The 19,770-nt window shown below is 71.9% G+C and carries 17 protein-coding genes; 12 read left to right on the top strand and 5 right to left on the bottom strand.

What is annotated here, in order from left to right; genetic code table 11:
* Positions 1-15 precede the first annotated feature (15 nt).
* Genes ABZS58_RS36625 through ABZS58_RS36615 form a run of 3 tightly spaced genes read left to right on the top strand, consistent with a single transcriptional unit; the run spans position 16 to position 2,205 of the window.
* Positions 16-432, top strand: a complete 417-nt coding sequence (locus ABZS58_RS36625) for a class I SAM-dependent methyltransferase (protein WP_354787905.1) — start codon at positions 16-18, stop codon at positions 430-432.
* Positions 381-1,394 (top strand): cyclopropane-fatty-acyl-phospholipid synthase family protein, encoded by a 1,014-nt coding sequence (locus ABZS58_RS36620; protein WP_354787903.1) that lies wholly within the window; start codon positions 381-383, stop codon positions 1,392-1,394. The genes ABZS58_RS36625 and ABZS58_RS36620 overlap by 52 nt, the downstream gene beginning before the upstream one ends.
* A complete protein-coding gene (locus ABZS58_RS36615; RefSeq protein ID WP_354787902.1) occupies positions 1,294-2,205 on the top strand; it encodes a DUF1295 domain-containing protein in 912 nt (303 codons plus the stop codon). The genes ABZS58_RS36620 and ABZS58_RS36615 overlap by 101 nt, the downstream gene beginning before the upstream one ends.
* Here the strand turns inward: ABZS58_RS36615 and ABZS58_RS36610 are convergent.
* On the bottom strand, positions 2,150-3,250 hold the full coding sequence (locus ABZS58_RS36610; protein ID WP_354787900.1) for a glycosyltransferase: 1,101 nt from the start codon (positions 3,248-3,250) through the stop codon (positions 2,150-2,152). The two genes, ABZS58_RS36615 and ABZS58_RS36610, sit on opposite strands and share 56 nt — an antisense overlap.
* A 353-nt stretch (positions 3,251-3,603) precedes the next feature.
* Between ABZS58_RS36610 and ABZS58_RS36605 the strand changes: the two genes are divergently transcribed.
* Complete coding sequence (locus ABZS58_RS36605) at positions 3,604-4,767, top strand: multidrug effflux MFS transporter (RefSeq protein WP_354787983.1); 1,164 nt, start codon at positions 3,604-3,606, stop codon at positions 4,765-4,767.
* Positions 4,768-4,894: 127 nt separating this feature from the next.
* On the opposite strand, the gene ABZS58_RS36600 is transcribed toward ABZS58_RS36605, so the two are convergent.
* Positions 4,895-5,248 (bottom strand): Lsr2 family protein, encoded by a 354-nt coding sequence (locus tag ABZS58_RS36600; protein ID WP_354787899.1) that lies wholly within the window; start codon positions 5,246-5,248, stop codon positions 4,895-4,897.
* A gap of 192 nt (positions 5,249-5,440) precedes the next feature.
* Between ABZS58_RS36600 and ABZS58_RS36595 the strand changes: the two genes are divergently transcribed.
* Positions 5,441-6,046: a DinB family protein gene (locus tag ABZS58_RS36595; protein WP_354787897.1), complete on the top strand. Its 606-nt coding sequence runs from the start codon at positions 5,441-5,443 to the stop codon at positions 6,044-6,046.
* 503 nt (positions 6,047-6,549) lie between these two features.
* Positions 6,550-7,101, top strand: a complete 552-nt coding sequence (locus ABZS58_RS36590) for a hypothetical protein (protein ID WP_354787896.1) — start codon at positions 6,550-6,552, stop codon at positions 7,099-7,101.
* 297 nt (positions 7,102-7,398) lie between these two features.
* Here ABZS58_RS36590 and ABZS58_RS36585 read toward each other — a convergent pair whose 3' ends face one another.
* The gene (locus tag ABZS58_RS36585) at positions 7,399-7,797 is read right to left on the bottom strand and encodes a hypothetical protein (protein WP_354787895.1); all 399 of its coding nucleotides are present in this window, start codon (positions 7,795-7,797) and stop codon (positions 7,399-7,401) included.
* A 150-nt stretch (positions 7,798-7,947) separates the two neighbouring features.
* On the opposite strand from ABZS58_RS36585, the gene ABZS58_RS36580 reads away from it, so the two are divergent.
* The 6 genes from ABZS58_RS36580 (at position 7,948) to ABZS58_RS36555 (ending at position 16,782) form a co-directional block, all read left to right on the top strand.
* Entirely contained in the window at positions 7,948-9,258 is a 1,311-nt protein-coding gene (locus tag ABZS58_RS36580) for a ThuA domain-containing protein (RefSeq protein ID WP_354787893.1), read from the top strand.
* A gap of 181 nt (positions 9,259-9,439) precedes the next feature.
* The gene (locus ABZS58_RS36575; RefSeq protein ID WP_354787982.1) at positions 9,440-11,593 is read left to right on the top strand and encodes a cellulose binding domain-containing protein; all 2,154 of its coding nucleotides are present in this window, start codon (positions 9,440-9,442) and stop codon (positions 11,591-11,593) included.
* A gap of 35 nt (positions 11,594-11,628) precedes the next feature.
* Positions 11,629-13,719: a discoidin domain-containing protein gene (locus tag ABZS58_RS36570; RefSeq protein ID WP_354787891.1), complete on the top strand. Its 2,091-nt coding sequence runs from the start codon at positions 11,629-11,631 to the stop codon at positions 13,717-13,719.
* 226 nt (positions 13,720-13,945) lie between these two features.
* Positions 13,946-15,349 carry a hypothetical protein gene (locus tag ABZS58_RS36565; RefSeq protein ID WP_354787890.1) on the top strand — a complete coding sequence of 468 codons (1,404 nt, stop codon included), beginning with the start codon at positions 13,946-13,948 and terminating at the stop codon, positions 15,347-15,349.
* A gap of 34 nt (positions 15,350-15,383) precedes the next feature.
* Positions 15,384-16,328 carry a MerR family transcriptional regulator gene (locus ABZS58_RS36560; RefSeq protein ID WP_354787889.1) on the top strand — a complete coding sequence of 315 codons (945 nt, stop codon included), beginning with the start codon at positions 15,384-15,386 and terminating at the stop codon, positions 16,326-16,328.
* A 10-nt stretch (positions 16,329-16,338) separates the two neighbouring features.
* A complete protein-coding gene (locus ABZS58_RS36555; RefSeq protein ID WP_354787887.1) occupies positions 16,339-16,782 on the top strand; it encodes a DUF5990 family protein in 444 nt (147 codons plus the stop codon).
* Positions 16,783-17,025: 243 nt separating this feature from the next.
* On the opposite strand, the gene mmsB is transcribed toward ABZS58_RS36555, so the two are convergent.
* Complete coding sequence (gene mmsB / locus ABZS58_RS36550) at positions 17,026-18,249, bottom strand: multiple monosaccharide ABC transporter permease (RefSeq protein WP_354787886.1); 1,224 nt, start codon at positions 18,247-18,249, stop codon at positions 17,026-17,028.
* Complete coding sequence (mmsA, locus tag ABZS58_RS36545) at positions 18,246-19,766, bottom strand: multiple monosaccharide ABC transporter ATP-binding protein (protein WP_354787885.1); 1,521 nt, start codon at positions 19,764-19,766, stop codon at positions 18,246-18,248. Before mmsA ends, mmsB begins: the two co-directional genes overlap by 4 nt.
* Between the last annotated feature and the right edge of the window lie 4 nt (positions 19,767-19,770).

The raw sequence follows: 19,770 nt of genomic DNA, 5'->3' as shown, positions 1-19,770 counted from the left end.
CCCTATTCGGCGGCCATGTTCGACGCGGCGATCGGTGCGCGGCTCTGGCCGGACTACGTCGCCACCCTCGACGAGGTGCTGGCCCCCGGCGGCCGGATCGGGCTGCAGGCGATCACGATGGCGCACGCGCGGATGCTGGCGACCCGGGACACGTACACGTGGATTCAGACGTACGGCTTCCCCGGCGGGCTGCTGCCCTCACAGACCGCGATCGACGAGGCCCTGGCCGGGCACACCCGCCTGGCGGTGCTGGACCGGCACTCGTTCGGGCCGCACTACGCGACGACCCTGCGGCTGTGGCGGGAACGCTTCGCGGCCCACACCGCCGAGGTCGCCGCGCTCGGCTTCGACGCCACGACCTCGCCGAGGGGCTGCGCCAGGTGTGGCGGAACGCCCGCGCGCACCGGCTCACCGGCGGCGTGGCGAAGGTGAGCCGGCTGCGGGCGGTCCGGGCCGCGCTGCGGCTCGGCGTCCTCGGCCCGCGCCCGAAGGCCCCCGACGCGCAGGCGAAGCTCGCCGGCACGATCCACAGCCGGGAGCGCGACCGGGCCGCGATCAGCTACCACTACGACCTGTCCAACGCGTTCTACCAGCTCATCCTCGACGAGCACATGGCGTACTCCTGCGCGTACTGGACCTCGGCCGGACCCGGGTACGGCCTCGCCGACGCCCAGCACGACAAGCTGGAGCTGATCTGCCGCAAGCTCGGCCTGCGACCGGGCATGCGGATGCTCGACGTCGGCTGCGGCTGGGGGTCGCTGAGCCTGCACGCCGCCCGGCACCACGGCGTCGAGGTCGTCGGCGTCACCCTGTCCGAGCAGCAACGCGCGTTCGTCACCGGCCGCGTCGCCGAGGAAGGCCTGACCGGTGTCGAGATCCGGCTGCAGGACTACCGGGACGTCGCCGACGGGCCGTTCGACGCGATCGCCACGGTGGAGATGGGCGAGCACGTCGGCGCCGAGGCCTACCCGGCGTTCGCCGCCGGGCTGCACGGGCTGCTCGCTCCGCGCGGCCGGCTCCTGGTCCAGCAGATGTCCCGGCGCGGGCACGCGCCCGGCGGCGGCGCGTTCATCGAGTCCTACGTGGCGCCCGACATGCACATGCGCCCCGTCGGTGAGACGGTCGCGCTGCTGGAGGACGCCGGCCTGGAGGTGCGCGACGTGCACGCGATGCGGGAGCATTACGTGCGCACCGTCCACGCGTGGCTCGCCACCCTGGAGCGGCGCTGGGACGACGTCGTCGGCCTCGTCGGCGAGCCCGTCGCCCGGGTGTGGCGGCTGTATCTCGTCGGCGGTGCGCTCACGTTCGAGGAGGGCAGGATGGGCGTCGACCAGATCCTCGCGGTGCGCCGCACCCCTGACGGCGACAGCGGCCTCGGCGCGGTCCCGCGGTGAGCCCGCTGCTCGCGTCGCTGCTGGGCACCCTCGCCGCCGCGTTCGCGGTCGTCCTGGTGCGTTCGCGATCGGCGCGGCGACGGGCCGGCACCGGGTCGTCGACGTCGCCTGGGGGCTCGGCTTCGCCGCCGTCGCGGTCACCGGCCTGGTCCTGTCCGGCGGGCACGGCGACCCGGCGACCCGCTGGCTCGTCACCGCCCTCACCGTGATCTGGGGCGTGCGGCTCGCCCTGCACATCGGGATCCGGTCGGTCGGCGCCCCCGAGGACCCGCGCTACGAGCGGCTGCTGGCGAAGGCGAAGGGCAGCCGCACCGCGTACGCGTTCCGCATGATCTACCTGCTGCAGGGTGTCACGCTGTGGTTCGTGTCGCTGCCGGTGCAGGTCGCGCAGCACCACGACGCGCCGCTGTCCTGGTGGGCGGCGATCGGGGTGGCGGTGTGGCTGACCGGCTTCACGTTCGAGGCGGTCGGCGACGCGCAGCTGGCCCGCTTCCGGCGCGACCCGGCCAACCGCGGCAAGGTCCTGTCCAGCGGGCTCTGGCGGTTCACCCGGCATCCCAACTATTTCGGGGACGCCTGCGTCTGGTGGGGGCTGTTCGCGCTGGCCTGCATGCAGTGGCAGGGCTGGCTCACGGTGCTGTCGCCGCTGCTGATGACATGGTTCCTGGCCGGCAAGACCGGCAAGCCGATGCTGGAGGAGCAGCTGCGGCAGACCCGGCCCGGCTACGCCGACTATGTCGAGCGGACCAGCGGCTTCATCCCCCGCCCGCCGAAGCCGGCATCGAGTGCAACCGGTCGAGGAGGCGCTTGAGCTCGGCGAGGTGCTCCGGCGGGTACACCCGGCCGGCCGGGTCGACGACCCGCTGCACCGGCTGGAGCAGCCGCCACGCCTCGGCGACCTCGCCGAGCTGCGCGAGCGCCTGCGCGTCGAGCCAGTCGCAGTAGTCGCGGGCCACCCCGGCGCCGCGCAGCTGCGCGGTCAGCACCAGGACCGCCTCGTCCATGCCGGCGCCGAGCAGCAGCCGGGCGAGGGCGTCGGTGCCGAGGATCCACTGCCTGGTCCCGGGCGCGATCTCCCGCAGCGTCTCGAACGCGTCGACGGCGTCCTGGGTGCGGCCCGCGCCGACCAGGCTGCGCCCGAGGTCCAGCAGCGTGTCGGCGGCCTGCGCCGGGTCGCCCGAGCCGTCGGCGATCGCGTCGAGCATCGACTGGGCGAGCTCGACGTTGCGCTCGGCCTTGCTGCGCCGCTCGTCGGGGTCGGCGTAGCCCTGGTGCTCCAGGCGGATCGCCTCGCGCGGCGCCGACGGCCACTCCACGATCCCGATGCCCTGCACGGTGCCGGTGCCGTGCCCGGTGCCGACTCCGGTGCCGTGCCCGCGGTCGACGAACACGTCCGGCGCGGCGCCGCCCTTGATCCGGACCAGGTGCTCATGGACGCGCCCCTTCCAGCGCAGCCGCGCCGGGCGGAAGAGCCGCGCGGTGCGGAACGTGTAGGGCAGCTCGTCGTGAGCATTGTCGATGTCCACCAGCAGCGCGTCGGCGGTCGTGGCGGCGAGGACCTCGCGCAGCTTGCCCGGCGTGGCGACGGCCCGGTCGTCGGCGTCGATGCTGAGCACCCAGTCGGCGGGTGCCCACGGCGCGCCGCGGGCCGCCGCGGCCTCGGCGAGTGCGGAGTTGCGGGCGGCGGCGAAGTCACCGGTCCAGGTGCCGTGGCTGACGACGGCGCCGAGGTCGACCGCCATCGCCGGGGTGTCGTCCTTGGAGCCCGTGTCGTGGACGTGGATCGTGTCGACGACCCCGCGCAGCGACGTCAGGCACCGGGACAGCATGGCGGCCGAGTCACGCACGATCAGCACGGCGGCGAGGTTCACCTCCGCCCGATCGGCGGCCGCCCGGCCGAACTGAGCGTTTAGCCCGGCGGGTCACCATAGACGTACGGCGATCGTGGTGCCCCGACCGGCGCGGCCGGACCGTGGTGCTCATCACACCTTGCCTGGCGAGCCTCCGCGGCGCCCGGGTCCTTGACCACGGCGTCCCGGTCGGTTCTGGTCGGGAAGGGCTCCCACCTGTACGTCCTTCAGGTGACCGTCCGCCAGAACGGGAATGTTCTCGATGATCAGAAGCTTGACCACAGGATGTGACCGCAAACCCCGTGCGACTGGTGCTCGTCCTCGGATCGCTCATCGCCATCGGCCCGCTGACCATCGACATGTACCTGCCGGCGCTGCCGAGCATCACCGATGACCTGCACACCTCCTCGACGGCCGTGCAGCTCACCCTCACCGGCACCCTCGCCGGGCTCGCGCTCGGGCAGCTGGCGATCGGGCCCTGGTCCGACGCGGTCGGCCGGCGCCGGCCGCTGCTCGCCGGGCTCCTCCTGCACGTCCTCGCCTCCGTCGCCTGCGTGTTCGCGCCCGACGTGGCCGTCCTCGGCGGGCTGCGGGTCCTGCAGGGCCTCGGCGTCGCCGCGTCGTCGGTGGTCGGCCTGGCGATCGTGCGGGACCTGTTCAGCGGCTCCGCGTTCGCCCGCCTGTTCTCCCGGCTGATGCTGGTCATGGGCGCCGCGCCCATCCTCGCGCCGACGCTGGGCAGCGCGGTGCTGCGCTGGACCGAGTGGCGCGGCGTCTTCGTCGTCCTCGCCGTCTTCGGGGTGCTGCTCACGATCCTCGCCGCGCTCGCGCTGCCCGAGACGCTGCCGCCGGCCCGGCGCCGCTCCGGTGGCGTCCTCGCCACCCTCGGCGTCTACGGCTCGCTCCTGCGCGACCGGATCTTCGTCGGCCTGGTCCTCGTGGCGGGCTTCGCCATGGCCGCGCTGTTCGCCTACGTCGGCGGCTCCTCGTTCGTGCTGCAGGAGGTCTACGGCCTGAGCGAGGCCCAGTTCGGTCTGGCCTTCGGCGCCGGTGCGGTCGGACTGATCGGTGGCACGCAGTACAACGTGCGGCTCCTTCGCCGGTACACGCCGCAGCGCATCCTCATGTCGGCCCTGATCGCCGGCACGGTCGCCGGCGTGGTCCTGGTCACCTTCGCCGCCACCCACCTCGGGGGGCTACCCGCCCTGCTCGCGGCGCTCTGGGCGCTGCTGACCGCGGCCGGCCTGGCCCTGCCCAACGCCCCGGCCCTGGCCATGTCCCGCCACGGTGAGGCGGCCGGCACCGCGGCGGCACTGCTCGGTGCGGTCCAGTTCGGCGTCGGCGCGGTCGCGGCCCCGCTGGTCGGCGTCCTGGGCACGGGCGCGATGGCGATGGCGGTGGTGATCGCCGGCGGCATGCTCGTTGCGACGGTGACCCTGCTCGTGGTCGTCCGCCCCGGATCGCTCCCGCCGGTCCCGGACGACGACCTCGAAGCGGCCGCGCTGGCCGGCGCGGCCCATTGACCCGGGCACCGGCGGTCGCCCGGCCGGGTGAATGACGAAAAAAGCGGATCCAGTCGGCGACTGGATCCGCTTTTTCGTGCGCCGTGCCACGCCGCGCCCGGCGGAGGCGCGCGGCGGTGGCTTCCGGTCAGCGGCCGGCGGCGGCGTGATACTGGTCGACGATCTCCTGCTTGATCCGGCCACGGTCGGAGACCTGGTAGCCGGCGCCCTGCGCCCATTCCCGGATCGCCCGGTTCTGGTCGCGGTCGCCGCGGGCGGCACCCCGGCCCCGCCCGGACCCGGAGCGGGTCGCGGCGACCGTGCCGCGCCCGACCTTCGCGCCGGCGGAAACATAGGGCTTCAGCGCGGCGCGCAGTTTCTCGGCGTTCTTCTTCGACAGGTCGATCGCATACTGCACGCCGTCGAGACCGAACTGCACGCTCTCGTCGGCCGGCTTGCCGTCCAAGTCGTCGATCAGTTCTTGAATGACGCGCTTGGCCATGACGGCGCCTCCTCGGCAACGGAACGGGTGACGGTGCCGACCGAACGGCCGACCATCGCAGGAATAGTATCGCCCATTCTGCGGATTTGAAGCGCACTCGGTTTCAAATAGGCACCATCACCGATCGTGGTGGTTCAATTACGACACGGCCCTGATGCCGCACATGATCCGAGCATCGGCGAGACTCTACCCATGGCGAACACTTCCACACCCGATTGGGGCGACCTGCTGGTCGGGCAGTTGGCGTTCTACTGGGACGCGCATCTGCGGCCCAGGCTGGACGGGCTCACCGACGAGGAGTATTTCTGGGAACCGGCGGAGGACTGCTGGTCGGTCCGTCCCGACGAGGACGGGAATTACCGCGTCGAGCACGGCCCGGATGCCGACCCACCGCCCGTGACGACGATCGCTTGGCGCATGATGCACATCGCGGTCGGTTGTTTCGTGATCCGGAGCAGCACGTTCTTCCGCGAAGGAAGCGCCGGCGACGACGCCGACATGTTCGACCCGCGGCACGTCCCCGCGGATCTGCCGCACACCGCGCGGGAAGGCGTCGCGTTCCTGGAGGACAGTTACCGAGAGTGGCACGGCCACGTTTCCTCGCTCGACCCGGCCGGGCTCAGCGCGCCATTGGGACCGAAGGGCGCCTATTTCTCCGCGGACCCGATGGCGGCGCTGATCGCGCACGTCAACCGCGAGACGATGCACCACGGCGGCGAGATCGGCGTGCTGCGGGACCTGTTCCGCACCAGCGGGGCGAAGGGGCGCGACGACCGCCTCACGGTGGCACGTTCATGACATCGACCATCGCCACGGTCTGCAAGACTTCCTGGCACGTCGACGATCGGCGGCCTTCTGTCCGTCCGGTCCGTGCTCCGGGCGCAGTATCTTGACCGCGGGACCCTCGACCGGCTGACCCTGGCGGGGTCGATCCCGACGACGCGCAGGGTCTCGGCGTCGGCGCTGACGACGGCACCGGGCTGCTCGCCGGGGCGCATCGGCAGGTCGACGATCTCCACCCGCGGGTAGCCCTTGGCCTCGCACCAGTCGATGACGATCTCGGCGACGTGCCCGATCGTGGTCGACGCGGCCGGGCCGCCCTTACGGCGCTGCCCGTTGGACAACAGCCGGCGGCCCGGGGCACCCGATCGGACGTCGCCGGCGCCGCCCGCCAACTGCCAGGCTGCTGTGAAGTCTGGCAAAACCCTGGCAAACCCTCACCGGCGGCGGGTTGATGGTCGACGTTGACCCCGTCGGGCCGATCGGCGGTCCGGCGGTACGGCACCACGGATGGAGCACACGTGACCTCGATCAGCGGCATCTCGGGTATCTCCGGCTCGTTCGCCACCCAGCAGACCCGCATGCGGCCCCCGCCGCCGAAGGACGGCCAGGACCCGATGTCGGCGGTCTCCAAGACGCTCGGCCTGTCCTCCGACGAGCTGAAGAGCAAGCTGGACCGTGGTCGGAGCCTCACGGAGGTGGCCGAGGAGCAGGGCGTCTCGCACGAGGACCTGATCGCCGCGATCAAGGCCGGCAAGCCGGCGTCCGCGGCGACCTCGGTCTCGGCCTCGGTCGAGAAGACGGAAGAGGACGACGACGCCGTCGCCGAGCAGATCGCGGCGCAGAAGGGCCGGCCGTCGGGCCCGCCGCCCGGCGGTCCCCGCGGCGGCGCGGCCGGGCTGGCCGACGAGTCGAAGCTGCGACAGCTCAGCTCCCTGCTGGAGACCGACAGCGAGTCCCTGCGCGGCAGCAGCGCCACCGACGTCGTGAAGCGCCTGCAGGACAAGGGCATCGACCTGTCCCGGCTACGCTCGGTCCTCAACAGCGGCGACCTGGTGGACTACGCCGCCTGAGTCTCGGGGGGCACGCAATGGTCGGGACCGGTGTGGAACGCGTGGATCGGCGCGACCGCGGCCGCCACCGGTCGCGCGGCGACCGATGCGACCGTGAGCAGCCCTCGCACCAGGAGCGGCAGGCCGGTGCGGTCGCCGCTCCGCTCAGCAGGTACCGGCTGAGGTAATACAGCGCGAAGGTGCGCTCGAGCCCGTCGGCGGTCACCTCCCGGCGGGGCACGCCCGCCGGTGCGGACACCTCCCGGGCCCTGCCGGCCGCGGCCGGGACGCCGCCGCGCAGCGGGTGCGGCCGGCGGTCTAGCTCCGCGCGATCCGCGTCATCACCGCGAACACCACGGCGAAGACGCCGAGGACGATCGCGTACGGATACCAGGGCGTGGCGAGTGCCCCGGCCGCCACGCCGACCACCACCGGCCCGCTGAGCCCGGCGACGGTGCCGGCCAGCACCGGCCGCGTGATCCGGCGGACCAGCGCGGGCCGCGCCAGGACCGAGATCACCAGTCCGGCGGCGACGGCCGACATGCCGAGGACGAGCACCACGAGCACCGGCAGCAGCGCGATGTCTCGCTGGTGGCACTCGTAAGCGCCGCACATCGTCCGCGGTGTCGCGTCGGCGCGGAGCAGCACCCCGACGGCGCCGAGCAGGCACCATGTCACCACCACGGCCGCGAAGGCCCGGCGCGCGCCGCCATCCATGCCCGACACCCTAGTGCCACCTGCGCGGACGGCTTAATTGGAGACTTACTTTAACTATTAAGGTTGTTTACCTTGTGGTGCCGTCATCGATGGCTGATGATGCAACTGGAGCGGATCCGCCCGTCCCTCCCGCCTACCGAAGGACCACCCGTGCTCGAGAAACTCCCCTCGAGCGCGCGACGCCTCGTGCTCGCCGCGCTCGCCCTGGTGACCGTGCTGGGGGTGAGCCTGGTCATCAGGCCCACCCTGGCCGCCGCCGCCCCGTTCAAGGTGCTCGCCTTCTACAACGGCACCTGGGACGCGGCGCACATCGACTTCGACAAGGAGGCCCGGGACTGGTTCCCGACGGCCGCCGCGCAGAACGGCTTCACCTGGGAGTCGACCACCGACTGGAGCCGGCTCAACACCGGCAGCCTCGCCCAGTACAAGGTCATCATGTTCCTCGACGACGCGCCGCCGTCCGGGCAGCGGGCCGCGTTCCAGCAGTACATGAACAACGGCGGCGCCTGGATGGGCTTCCACGTCAGCGCGTTCACCACCGACCCGAACTCGTGGAGCTGGTACTACAACACGTTCCTCGGCTCAGGCGCGTTCCAGACGAACACGTGGGGCCCGACCCGCGTGACGCTCAAGGTCGAGGACCGCGCGCACCCGTCCACGCTGCGGCTGCCGGCGACGTTCCGGTCGGCGGTCAGCGAGTGGTACTCGTGGAGCAACGACCTGCGGCAGAACCCGAACATCGACATCCTCGCCTCGGTCGACCCGAGCAGCTTCCCGGTCGGCACCGACCCCAACCAGTCCTGGTACAGCGGCTACTACCCGATCCTGTGGACGAACCGTAACTACAAGATGCTGTACGCCAACTTCGGCCACAACGGCATGAACTACTCGACCAACACCCGCACGTCGTCCACGTTCGAGTCCGCCGACCAGAACCGGTGGCTGATCGACGGCATCCTGTGGCTGGCGGGCGCTTCGACCACGCCGCCGTCGCCCTCGCCGACACCGTCGACCTCGACGAGCACCGGACCGATCTCGCCGACCGCGTGGTACAGCGTCATCAACAAGAACTCGGCGAAGTGCGTCGACGCGCGCTCCGCCGGCACCACGAACGGCACGGCGATCCAGCAGTACACGTGCAACGCCTCCACCGCGCAGCAGTACCAGTTCCAGCCGACCAGCGGTGGCTACGTGCGCATCAACAACCGCGGCAACAGCGCGCAGGCGCTCGACATCACCAACGTGTCCAGCGCCGACAACGCGGCGATCCAGACGTGGACGTACGGCGGCGGCACCAACCAGCAGTGGCAGCCGGTGTCCGAGGGCGGCGGCTACTACCACTTCGTGAGCCGGCTGTCGGGCAAGTGCCTGGATGTCCCGGCGGCGTCGACCGCCAACAGCGTGCAGCTGGTGCAGTACACGTGCAACGGCACGGCGGCGCAGTCCTTCCGGCTGTCCTGAAAGTTTCGGCTGTGGAGCGATCCGCTGAGCATTGACGATCGGTGATGCATTGCCCGACCCGGGGACCGGGACTACGGTCTCGCCGTCCCGGGTCGGGCAATTGCCCGGCCGCTTTCGCCTTGTGCACAGCGAGGAGCGGATCGTGCGGTTCAAACACCATCGGCGGCGGGCCGTCGCCACCATCGCGGTCGGAGCGGCCGTCGTCGCCGTCGCCGCGGTCGGCGTGACGGTCGCGTCCGCGGCCGCGTCGGGCTGCCGCGTCACGTACACCGTGACGAACAGCTGGCAGGGCGGCTTCGGCGCGAACGTCGACATCACCAACCTCGGCGACCCCGTGAACGGCTGGACCCTGGCGTGGACGTTCCCCGCCGGGCAGGCGGTGACGCAGGCGTGGAACGCGACCGTCACCACCAGCGGCGGCCAGACCCGGGCGGCGGACGCGGGCTACAACGCGGCGATCGCCACCGGGGCGACCGTGTCGTTCGGGTTCAACGGATCCTTCTCCGGCACCAACCCGTCGCCGACGTCCTTCGCTCTCAACGGCGTGACGTGCACCGGGGCTCCCGCCTCCTCCGCACCGCCCACTTCCGCTTCCGCCTCCACCCCGCCTGTGAGCGGCGCGAAGCAGATGGAGGACCTGGACCGCGGCCTCATCTCCGTGCGGTCCGGCAGCGGCAACCTCGTCTCGTGGCGGCTGCTCGGCACCGAGGCGTTGTCCACCGGCTTCAACCTGTACCGCGGCGGCACCCGCATCGCGACGGTCACCGCCGGCACGAACTATCTCGACGCCGGCGCCGCCGCGGACGCCTCGTACACGGTGCGGGCGGTGGTCGGCGGCACGGAGCAGGCCGCTTCGGGGGCGTCGCTGCGCTTCGCGAACGGCTACCTCGACGTGCCGATCTCCTCGCCGGGCTCGGGCTACACCGCCAACGACGCATCCGTCGGCGACCTCGACGGCGACGGGCGCTACGAGATCGTGCTGAAATGGGACCCCGCCGACGCCAAGGACAACTCCCAGTCCGGCGTCACCGGCGTCGTGTACGTGGACGCCTACCGCCTGACCGGGCAGCGGCTGTGGCGCATCGACCTGGGCCGGAACATCCGCGCCGGGGCGCACTACACGCAGTTCCAGGTGTACGACTACGACGGCGACGGCAACGCCGAGGTCGCCATGAAGACCGCGGACGCCACGGTCGACGGCACCGGACGGGTCATCGGCAACGCGTCCGCCGACTACCGCAACAGCTCCGGCTACGTGCTCAGTGGCCCCGAGTACCTCACCATGTTCAACGGCCTCACGGGCGCCGCGATGTCCACAGTGGACTACGTCCCGCCGCGTGGCACCGTGTCGTCCTGGGGCGACAGCTACGGCAACCGCGTCGACCGGTTCCTGGCCGGCACCGCGTACCTCGACGGCCAGCGGCCCAGCCTGGTCATGGCCCGCGGCTACTACACCCGGTCGGTCATCGTCGCCTGGGACTTCCGCAACGGCACGCTGACCCGGCGGTGGACGTTCGACAGCAACAGCTCCGGCAACAGCGCCTACGCCGGGCAGGGAAACCACCAGCTCGCCATCGCCGATGTCGATCTCGATGGCCGCGACGAGGTGGTGTACGGATCGATGGCCATCGACGACAACGGGGCCCGGTTGTGGAACACGGGCAACGGCCACGGTGACGCGATGCACGTCGGCGACCTCGACCCCTCGCGTCCCGGCCTGGAGGAGTTCAAGGTCGACGAGGACGGCAGCAAGCCCTCGTCGTGGATGGCCGACGCGCGCACCGGGCAGATCCTGTGGTCCACCCCGGCCAACGGCGACAACGGCCGCGGCGTCTCCGGCGACATCTGGGCCGGCAGCGCCGGCGCCGAGTCGTGGTCGTCGGCCGCCGACGGCGTCCGCAACCCCCGCGGCACGGTCGTCGCGACGCGCAAGCCGAGCTCGACGAACTTCCTCGCGTGGTGGGACGGCGACACGACGCGGGAGCTGCTCGACGGCACGCACGTGGACAAATACGGCACGTCGGGCGACACCCGGCTGCTGACCGCGTCCGGGGTGCACTCGAACAACAGCACGAAGTCGACCCCGTCACTGTCCGGCGACATCCTCGGCGACTGGCGCGAGGAGATCATCTGGCCGACGACGGACAACACCGCGCTGCGGATCTACAGCACGCCCGACCCGACGTCGACGCGGCTGTTCACGCTGATGCACGACCCGCAGTACCGGTGCGCGATCGCCTGGCAGAACACGGCGTACAACCAGCCGCCGCACCCGTCGTACTTCATCGGCAGCGGCATGGCGACCCCACCGGCGCCGGTGATCTATGTGCGGTAGCGGTTTCGTCATACCTGGGCGGTAGGTTGTCGGGCATGACGTCGGCGAGCGTGGGGTTCATCCGCAAGGTGGACCGGTGCGTGCTCGCCGGCGACGTGCCCGGCTTCCCGGTGATCCCCGACGGATGGCTGGCGGTGCTGATCGCCCCCGACGCGTCGGTGACGGCCGCCGATCTGGCCGCATTCGTGCCGGATTCGGATGACGTCGTGCTGCTCGCCGCCGGCCCGCTCGGCCCTGACCTCGCCGCGGCGATCGGCCGGCCCGTCGTCGCTCCTGACGGGCCCGTCATCCAGACGCCGGGCGGGATCCTGGTCACGACCGAGGCCGGGGGTGGCTGGTGGCAGCACCGGCCCGGAGTCGCTCCTTCGTCGCTCGGCCCGCGCTGGCCCGCCCCTGACTGGCAGACCCTCGTGCCGCCGTCGTTGCCGTGGCCGGCGGCCGTCATCGCCCAGCCGGTGCCCGCCGGATGGCTGCTCTCCCCCGGGCCGATCGGTGCCGCGGCGGCCTATGACGGGGTCGAGTTCGCGGTCGCGGTCGACCCGACGCGCCCCCGGCTGCTGTTCGATCCCGGGCTGACCGGGGAGCAGCTCGCCGACGCTATGGCGGCCCTGCCGACCAGGGTGCGCCGGGTCGCCGACCTGGTGCCGCTCGGTGCCGGGCAGGGCGCGGGGCGGGCGGTCGCCACCGAGGCCGCCGCGCGACTCGGCGAGCCCGTCCACCTGGTCAACGGGGTGCCGCTGCACACGCCCGCCGGGCCGATCACGGTGTTCGCCCTCGACGCGCACCGGCGTCCCGTGTGGGCCGAGCCGGCGTGGCTGCTGCGCCTCACCCCCGACGGCGCCGAGGAGATCGTCGCGTCGTCACCGCCGCACGCGTCGCTGCGGCCGCTCTCCTCCGCCGCCTATGCGATGGACATGGGCTGGCAGGTGCGGCTGAGCGGCGGCGGCATCCACGCGTTCCCCGGCCCTCCCCCACCACCGGCGAAGGGCCGCGCATCCCTGCCCGAGCCCGGCGACGCGGAGCGGTCGCTGCCGCCGCCGGTTCCTCCTCCGACCGCCGCTCCGGCCGACGTCAGGGTTCCGGCATGGGGGCCCGACGATCGGGAGGGGGTCTACCGGGTCGCCGTCGGCAGCGCCGACGAGGTGGTCGACGACCTGGTGTGGCCGCCGCTGTCGGCGATGTTCACCGCCCTGCTGACCGACATCCCCGCCGCCGTCGACCTGGTCGTCCACGGCAAGTCGTCCGCGTGGGGCGAGGCCGCCGAGCGGGAGCTCGCCGAGCGGCACCCCGGCAGCGGCGTGACCAGCGGGCAGGCGCGCGAGTTCCAGCGCTCCGACCTGCTGCCCATGCCACCCCTGCCCGCGCCGCCGGACCCACCCGCCGCCGTCCACCGCACGCGCAACGGCCTGGCGCTGCTCGCCGCCGCGGCCGTCGCCGTGCTGCTGCTCACCGTCGCCGGGGCGGTCGCGTTCTGGCCGCGCGGCGGCGACGGCAGCGACCTCGCCGGCGCCTCACCGCAGACCGCGGCGGAGCCCGCCGGCGTGCCCGGCGCCCCGTCGGCTTCCACGTCGGCGAGCGGCCGGCCCACGCCGAAGCCGTCGACCTCGTCGTCCCCCCGCCCGAGCGGCTCGGCTGCCGCGTCACAGACGCCCAACACCCCCGGCGCGCCCACGACGGTGGTGAGCATGTCCCCGGTGCCGTTCAACACCACGACCGACCTCGCGCAGGGCCGGGCGACCTCGGAGAGCAGCCACACCGAGGCATATGGCTCCGGCCGCATCACCGACGGCGACCCCATGACCTACTGGGAAAGCCGCAACAACACCCTGCCCCAGTGGGTCCAGGTCGACCTCGGCACACCGGTCCCGGTCCGCCGCATCGTCCTGCGCCTGCCCCCGTCGTCCGCCTGGCCCGCCCGGACACAGACGGTGACGGTCCTCGGCAGCCTCGACGGCACCGGCTTCTCCACGATCGCGGGCGCCTCCTGCCGCTTCGACACGGCCAACGGTCAGCGCGCCACCCTCGGCGTCGCGTCAGGCCAGCACCGCTACGTCCGCATCCTCATCTCGTCCAACTCGATCCAGCCCGCCGGCCAGCTCTCCTCCCTCGAGATCTACCAGGGCTGACGGTCGACCCTTCCAGGACCGTCGAGGCGCTACCCCGGCTCGACCCGCCAGCAGGCCGGCTCCCCGGATCCACCGGGTGGTCGCAGGGTCTGGTGGTTCGTCGCGACCGGGCTGGGACCGCCGGGGGCGGTGGTAATTGACGGACGGGGGATGGAGGTTGGTCCATACTTGCCCGGGTGCGCGGCCTGTTGCGACGTCAGGGGTGGGGTTCCCAGTGATCCCGAGGATGGACACCAGCTATTACCCGCAGCGGGTGCGGCAGATGGTGACGCCGGTGCGGCGGGATCATGAGCCGGGCCTGTTCACCAGGTTGGTGGCACCGATGCGCAGGATGACGCTGGTGATCGACGCGGACACGGTCGGCTCGCGGGACAGCAGGTCGGTCGCGGGTGCCGTGTTGTCGACGCTGCTGGACCATCCGTATCTCGACTGCTACGTCTTCGACGACCGCGACCCGGAGGCGCGCGGCAGGCAGCTGCGCGAGTGGCTGGTCGTGCCGCCCGGGGGCAGGGAGGTGGACCCGGCGCTCGATCTGGACTCGGGGTACGCCAGGCAGCACACGCACCCCGATGCGAAGATCTCGACCGTGGCCGCGGCTGCCGGCGCCGACATCGTCGTCACCGAGCGCGACCATCTGTTCGAGGCGCGGCTGTGGACCGTGGAGGATCCGTGCCGGTGGGCGATGGATCCTCAGTGTTTCCGGCCGCGGCAGGCGATCGCGCTGATCGGCCTGTATCTGCGCGCCCAGGGGCACCACCGGATCTGGGAACCGGTGGAGTCGCTCCCCGAGAGCCTCGACCGGAAGCGGTTCTACGCCGACGGCGCGCATACGCTGGTGCCCGCGGCCTTCCAGTGGTGCGAGCTGTATGAGAATCACGGCCCCGGCACGCCCCGGAGTGCCGCGGCGTCGTCCGTCACGTATCGGACCGAGCTGTCGCTGTGGCAGCGCGACGTGATGCATCAGGCGCTGCAACAGTCGGACGACTTCTACGCCTTCAACGCGACGTGTCTCGCGTTCGATCAGTGTCTGCTGCTCATGATGGGCGCGCTGGACGCCGCCGCGCTGGTGGTGCATTCGGCGTTGCGGGTGGACTGCCACGAGCGGCTGGCCGCGTGGCAGAACAAGGACTGGGTCACACACCTCGCGGCGCGGCACGCGGACCTGGCCGCGCTGGTCGCCCCGGGCACGCCGGGCCGGCACCTGCTCGAGGTCCTCAGAGCGTTGCGCAACACGGTGCACAAGGCGTCCCTCGCCAGCACCGCCCGCGGGGAGATGCGTTCCTTCGGCCGCTTCCGGCCGCTCCTGACGCTGCCCGCCGACCCGGTCTTCACGACCTCCCTGGCGGCGCTGGGACGACCGGAGGACTGGGGTGTCACGACGTCCCCGGCGTACATGGACCCGGGTGTGTTCCTCGACCGGCTGATCGTGCTGCAGACCGGGCTCCTCGACGACCTCATGACCGCGCTGCTACAGGAGGCCCTGAAGAGGGCGGCGGCCGGGCAGAGCGGATGGGACCCGACCGGCAGGATCGGGGACAGGCGCTACGGGCCGTCGCCGGAGTACCTGCTCTGTCTCCTGGGCCTCGACGTCGCCCGTGGCCGGGGTCCGGACCCTGCGATAAAAGGTTGAGGTCGCAGCGGGTGGAAGGTTGAGGATCGGCGGCATGGATGATGCGGCGGAGGCGTACACGGTCGGGCAGCTGGCGCGGCGGGCCGGGGTGCCGGCGCGGACCGTGCGGTTCTGGTCGGACAGCGGAGTGCTGCCGCCGGCGGGCCGGTCCGGTGGAGGGTACCGGCGCTACGACGCGACGGCGGTCGCCCGGCTGGAGCTGATCCTCACCCTGCGCGACCTGGGGCTCGGGCTCGACGCGGTGCGGGGTCTGCTCGACGGGAGGGTCACGCCGGGTGAGCTGGCCGCGGCGCATGTCGAGGCGATCGACGCGCAGATGCGGGTGCTGCGGTCGCGGCGGGCCGTCCTGCGGTACGTCGCCGCCCGGGGTGGCACCGTCGAGGAGATGACCGTGACGAACAGGCTGGCCAGGATGTCGGCGCAGCAGCGGCAACGGATGATCGACGACTTCGTCGCCGACATCGTCCGGGAAGAAGTCGGGGAAGACGTCGGGGAAGACGTCGGGGAAGACGTCGGGGATCCGGATGTCGCGGTCGTCGCCGGCTGGATGCGGGAGCTGCCCGAGGACCCCACCGCCGGGCAGGTCGACGCCTGGCTGGAGCTCGGCGACCTCGTCGCCGACGACGACTTCCGCGGGAAGCTGCGCACGATGGCGAAGGGCGGCAGCGGGGCGAGCCTGGAGTTCGGGTTGAACATCCGGCCGCTCGTCCTCGCCCACGCCGGGCCCGCCGTCGCGCGGGGCGTCGCGCCGGCGTCGGCGGCGGGGCGGGCGGTGCTCGACCTGATCGTGCCGGCGGACCTGACCGGGGACGAGGCCGCCGCGTTCGTGGCGTGGCTCGAGATGGTGGCCGATGCCCGGATCGAGCGGTTCTGGCAGTTGCTCGCCCAGCTCAACGGCGTCGACGCAGGTCCTGCCACGGTGCCTGCGTTCGGGTGGGTGCTGGCTGCCATGCGTACACGGGGAGCCGCCGGCGAATAGAGTCGGCATCGTGCGGATCCGGATCGAGGGCAGCGACCTGCCAGGACGGCGCGGCGGGACGGAGGCTGACGCGCTGCGGCTCGGCGACGTGCACGTCGGCGTGCAGCGCAAGGCCGAGGTGGTCGACCGGGTGCGGGCCGACGCGGCGGAGGCCGTCTGGCACCTCGAGGTGACCAGCCGCGAGGTCGACGGGCTGCTCGACGTCGGCGGCCCGTGGGTCCACGGCCGTCCCGGCGCCCGGTTCCTCTACCTGAGCTGGGGTGCGGTGACCGGCGAGGAGTTCGCGATGTTCCGCCGGGCGAAGCTGCTGTTCGGCGACGTCCCGGGTGACCTGCTCCGCGCCGCCCACGACGGCGCCGGCGTGCTGGTCGCCCGGCTCGGCCTGACCGACGCCGCCGGCGGCCCGCAATGCGCCCGCGTCCGCCCACCGGCGATCACATGGGCCGTGGAGTGACCGGTCGGGGGTCGGCGCTCGCGGTGTAGGCGGCCCGGGCGAGCTTGCCGCTGTTGCGGTTGCGGATGCGCACGAAGACGGCGGCGGGCACCAGCTCCCATTGGTGGTCCGGGGTGCCGCTGTCGTTCCAATGGTTTCGGAAACGACGGCCGGAAAGCGCGAGGCCCAGGGGACCGTCAGCGTCCCCTGGGCCTCATCCATCCACCGGTGCGCGTCCCGCCCAGGCCACGTACCAGGGAGATCTCAGCGGGAGCGACCGGCGCGGCGCTTCGCCCAGACGTCGAAGGCTACCGCGGCGAGCAGCACCAGGCCCTTGACGAGCATGACGCGCTCGCTCGGGGAGCCGATGAGGGACATGCCGTTGTTGATGACGGCCATGATGAGGCCGCCGGTGATGGCGCCGACGACCTTGCCGACGCCACCCTGCACCGCGGCGCCGCCGATGAACGCCGCCGCGATCGCGTCGAGTTCGAAGGCGTTGCCGGCGGTCGGGCCGGCCTGGTTGAGCCGGCCGGCGAAGATGACGCCCGCGATCGCCGACAGCAGGCCCATGTTCACGAAGATCCAGAACGTGACCGACTTGACCTTGACCCCGGACAGGCCGGCCGCCTGCAGGTTGCCGCCGACGGCGTAGATGTGCCGGCCGAAGACGGTCCGCTGGGAGATCAGGGTGTACGCGAGGACCAGCGCGGCGAGCAGCACCAGGACCCACGGCAGGTTCTTGAAGCGGGCCAGCTGGACGACGATGAACATCAGCACGACCGACGCCCCGGCGATCTTCGCGACGAAGACCGGCACGCTGTCGACGGCCTGCCCGTAGCCGATGCGGGCACGCCGGGCCCGCCACTGCACGGCCACGATGCCGGCCACCGACGCGAGGCCGACCAGCAGTGTGAAGAGGTCCGCGCCGCCGAGGACGCCGAGGCCGATGTTGTTGAGGAAGCCGGGCGTGAACCCGTTGGCCAGGGTCCGCACGTCGTCGGGGAACGGCCCGATGCCCTGGTTGCCCAGGACCGTCATGGTCAGCGCCCGGAACACCAGCATGCCGGCGAGGGTGACGATGAAGGCGGGGATGCCGAAGTACGCGATCCAGAACCCCTGCCACGCCCCGATCAGCGCCCCGACGACGAGCGTCGCCAGGATCGCCACGGGCCACGGCACGTCGAGGTCGACCATCAGGACCGCGGCGACGGCACCGGTCACGGCGACGACCGAGCCCGCCGACAGGTCGATGTGCCCGGCGATGATGATCAGGATCATGCCGATGGCGAGGATCAGGATGTACGAGTTCTGCACGACGATGTTGGAGATGTTCTGCGGCTCCAGCAGCGCGCCGGAGGTCAGGATCTCGAACAGGACCACGATCGCGGCGAACGCGAGATAGATGCCGCTCTGCCGCAGGTTGACCGAGAACCGGGTCGGCGCCGCGACGACGGTGTCCGTCTCGGGTTCGACGATCGTCGTCATGAGCTCTCCTTGGAAGAACGGGCCGTCATGAGCTGCATGAGCCGCTCGGGGGTCGCGTCGGCGCGGGACACCTCTCCGGTGACCCGGCCCGCCGACAGGGCGTAGATGCGGTCGCAGATGCCGAGCAGCTCCGGCAGCTCGGAGGAGATGACGAGGATCGCCTTGCCCTCGTCGGCGAGCCGGTTGATGATCGTGTAGATCTCGTACTTGGCGCCGATGTCGATGCCGCGGGTCGGCTCGTCGAGGATCAGCACGTCAGGGTTCGTGAAGATCCATTTGGCGAGGACGACCTTCTGCTGGTTGCCGCCGCTGAGCGTGCCGGTGACCGCGCCGACGCCGGGCGCCTTGATGTTGAGGCTCTTGCGGTAGTCCTCGGCGACGCGGAACTCCTGGTTGTCGTCGACCCAGCCGGCCCGGGCGAGCCGCGGCAGCGCGGCGCCGGAGACGTTGCGCTGGATGTCCTCGATGAGGTTGAGGCCGTAGCGTTTGCGGTCCTCGGTGGCGTACGCGATGCCGTGGCCGATCGCGTCGCCGACGGTCCGCAGCTCGACCGGGACGCCGTCCTTGAAGACCCGGCCGGTGATGCCGGTGCCGTAGCTGCGGCCGAAGACGCTCATCGCGAGCTCGGTGCGCCCGGCGCCCATGAGCCCGGCGAGGCCGACGATCTCGCCGCGGCGCAGCGTCAGGTTGGCCCGGTCGACGACGACCCGGCCGTGCTGGGTGGGGCTGCGCACGGTCCAGTCCTCGATCCGCAGCGCCTCCTCGCCGACGGTCGACACGTGCGGCGGGAAGCGGTGCGACAGGTCCCGGCCGACCATGCCGGAGATGATCCGGTCCTCGGACACGCCCAGCTCGTGCATGTCGAGGGTCTCGATGGTCCGGCCGTCGCGCAGGATCGTGGTGGTGTCGGCGACCGCCTCGATCTCGTTGAGCTTGTGCGAGATGATCACGCAGGTGATGCCCCGCTCCCGGAACTCCAGCAGCAGGTCGAGCAGGTGCCGGGAGTCGCTCTCGTTGAGCGCCGCGGTCGGCTCGTCGAGGATGAGCAGCTTCACCTCCTTCGACAGCGCCTTGGCGATCTCGACGAGCTGCTGCTTGCCGACGCCGAGGTCCATCGCGGGCGTGACGGGGTTGTCCCGCAGGCCGACCCGGCGCAGGAGCGCGCCTGCGTCAGCGTTGGTGCGGTTCCAGTCGATCAGGCCGCGGTGCACCCGCTCGTTGCCGAGGAAGATGTTCTCCGCGATCGACAGGTGCGGGATCAGCGCCAGCTCCTGATGGATGATGACGATGCCCCGCCGCTCGCTGTCGCGGATGCCCCCGAAGTGGCAGGGCTCCCCGTCGAACTCGATGTCGCCGGTGTACGAGCCGTGCGGGTACACCCCCGACAACACCTTCATGAGGGTCGACTTCCCGGCGCCGTTCTCGCCGCAGATCGCATGGATCTCCCCGCGGCGGACCTCGAGGTTCACATCCTGCAGCGCGGCAACGCCGGGAAACGTCTTGGTGATGCCGCGCATCCGC

It is taken from the genome of Dactylosporangium sp. NPDC005555 (assembly GCF_040605635.1).
GTDB lineage: Bacteria > Actinomycetota > Actinomycetes > Mycobacteriales > Micromonosporaceae > Dactylosporangium.
The sequence above is the reverse complement of the archived record's forward strand: the minus strand, read 5'-3'. Positions and strand labels throughout refer to the sequence as shown.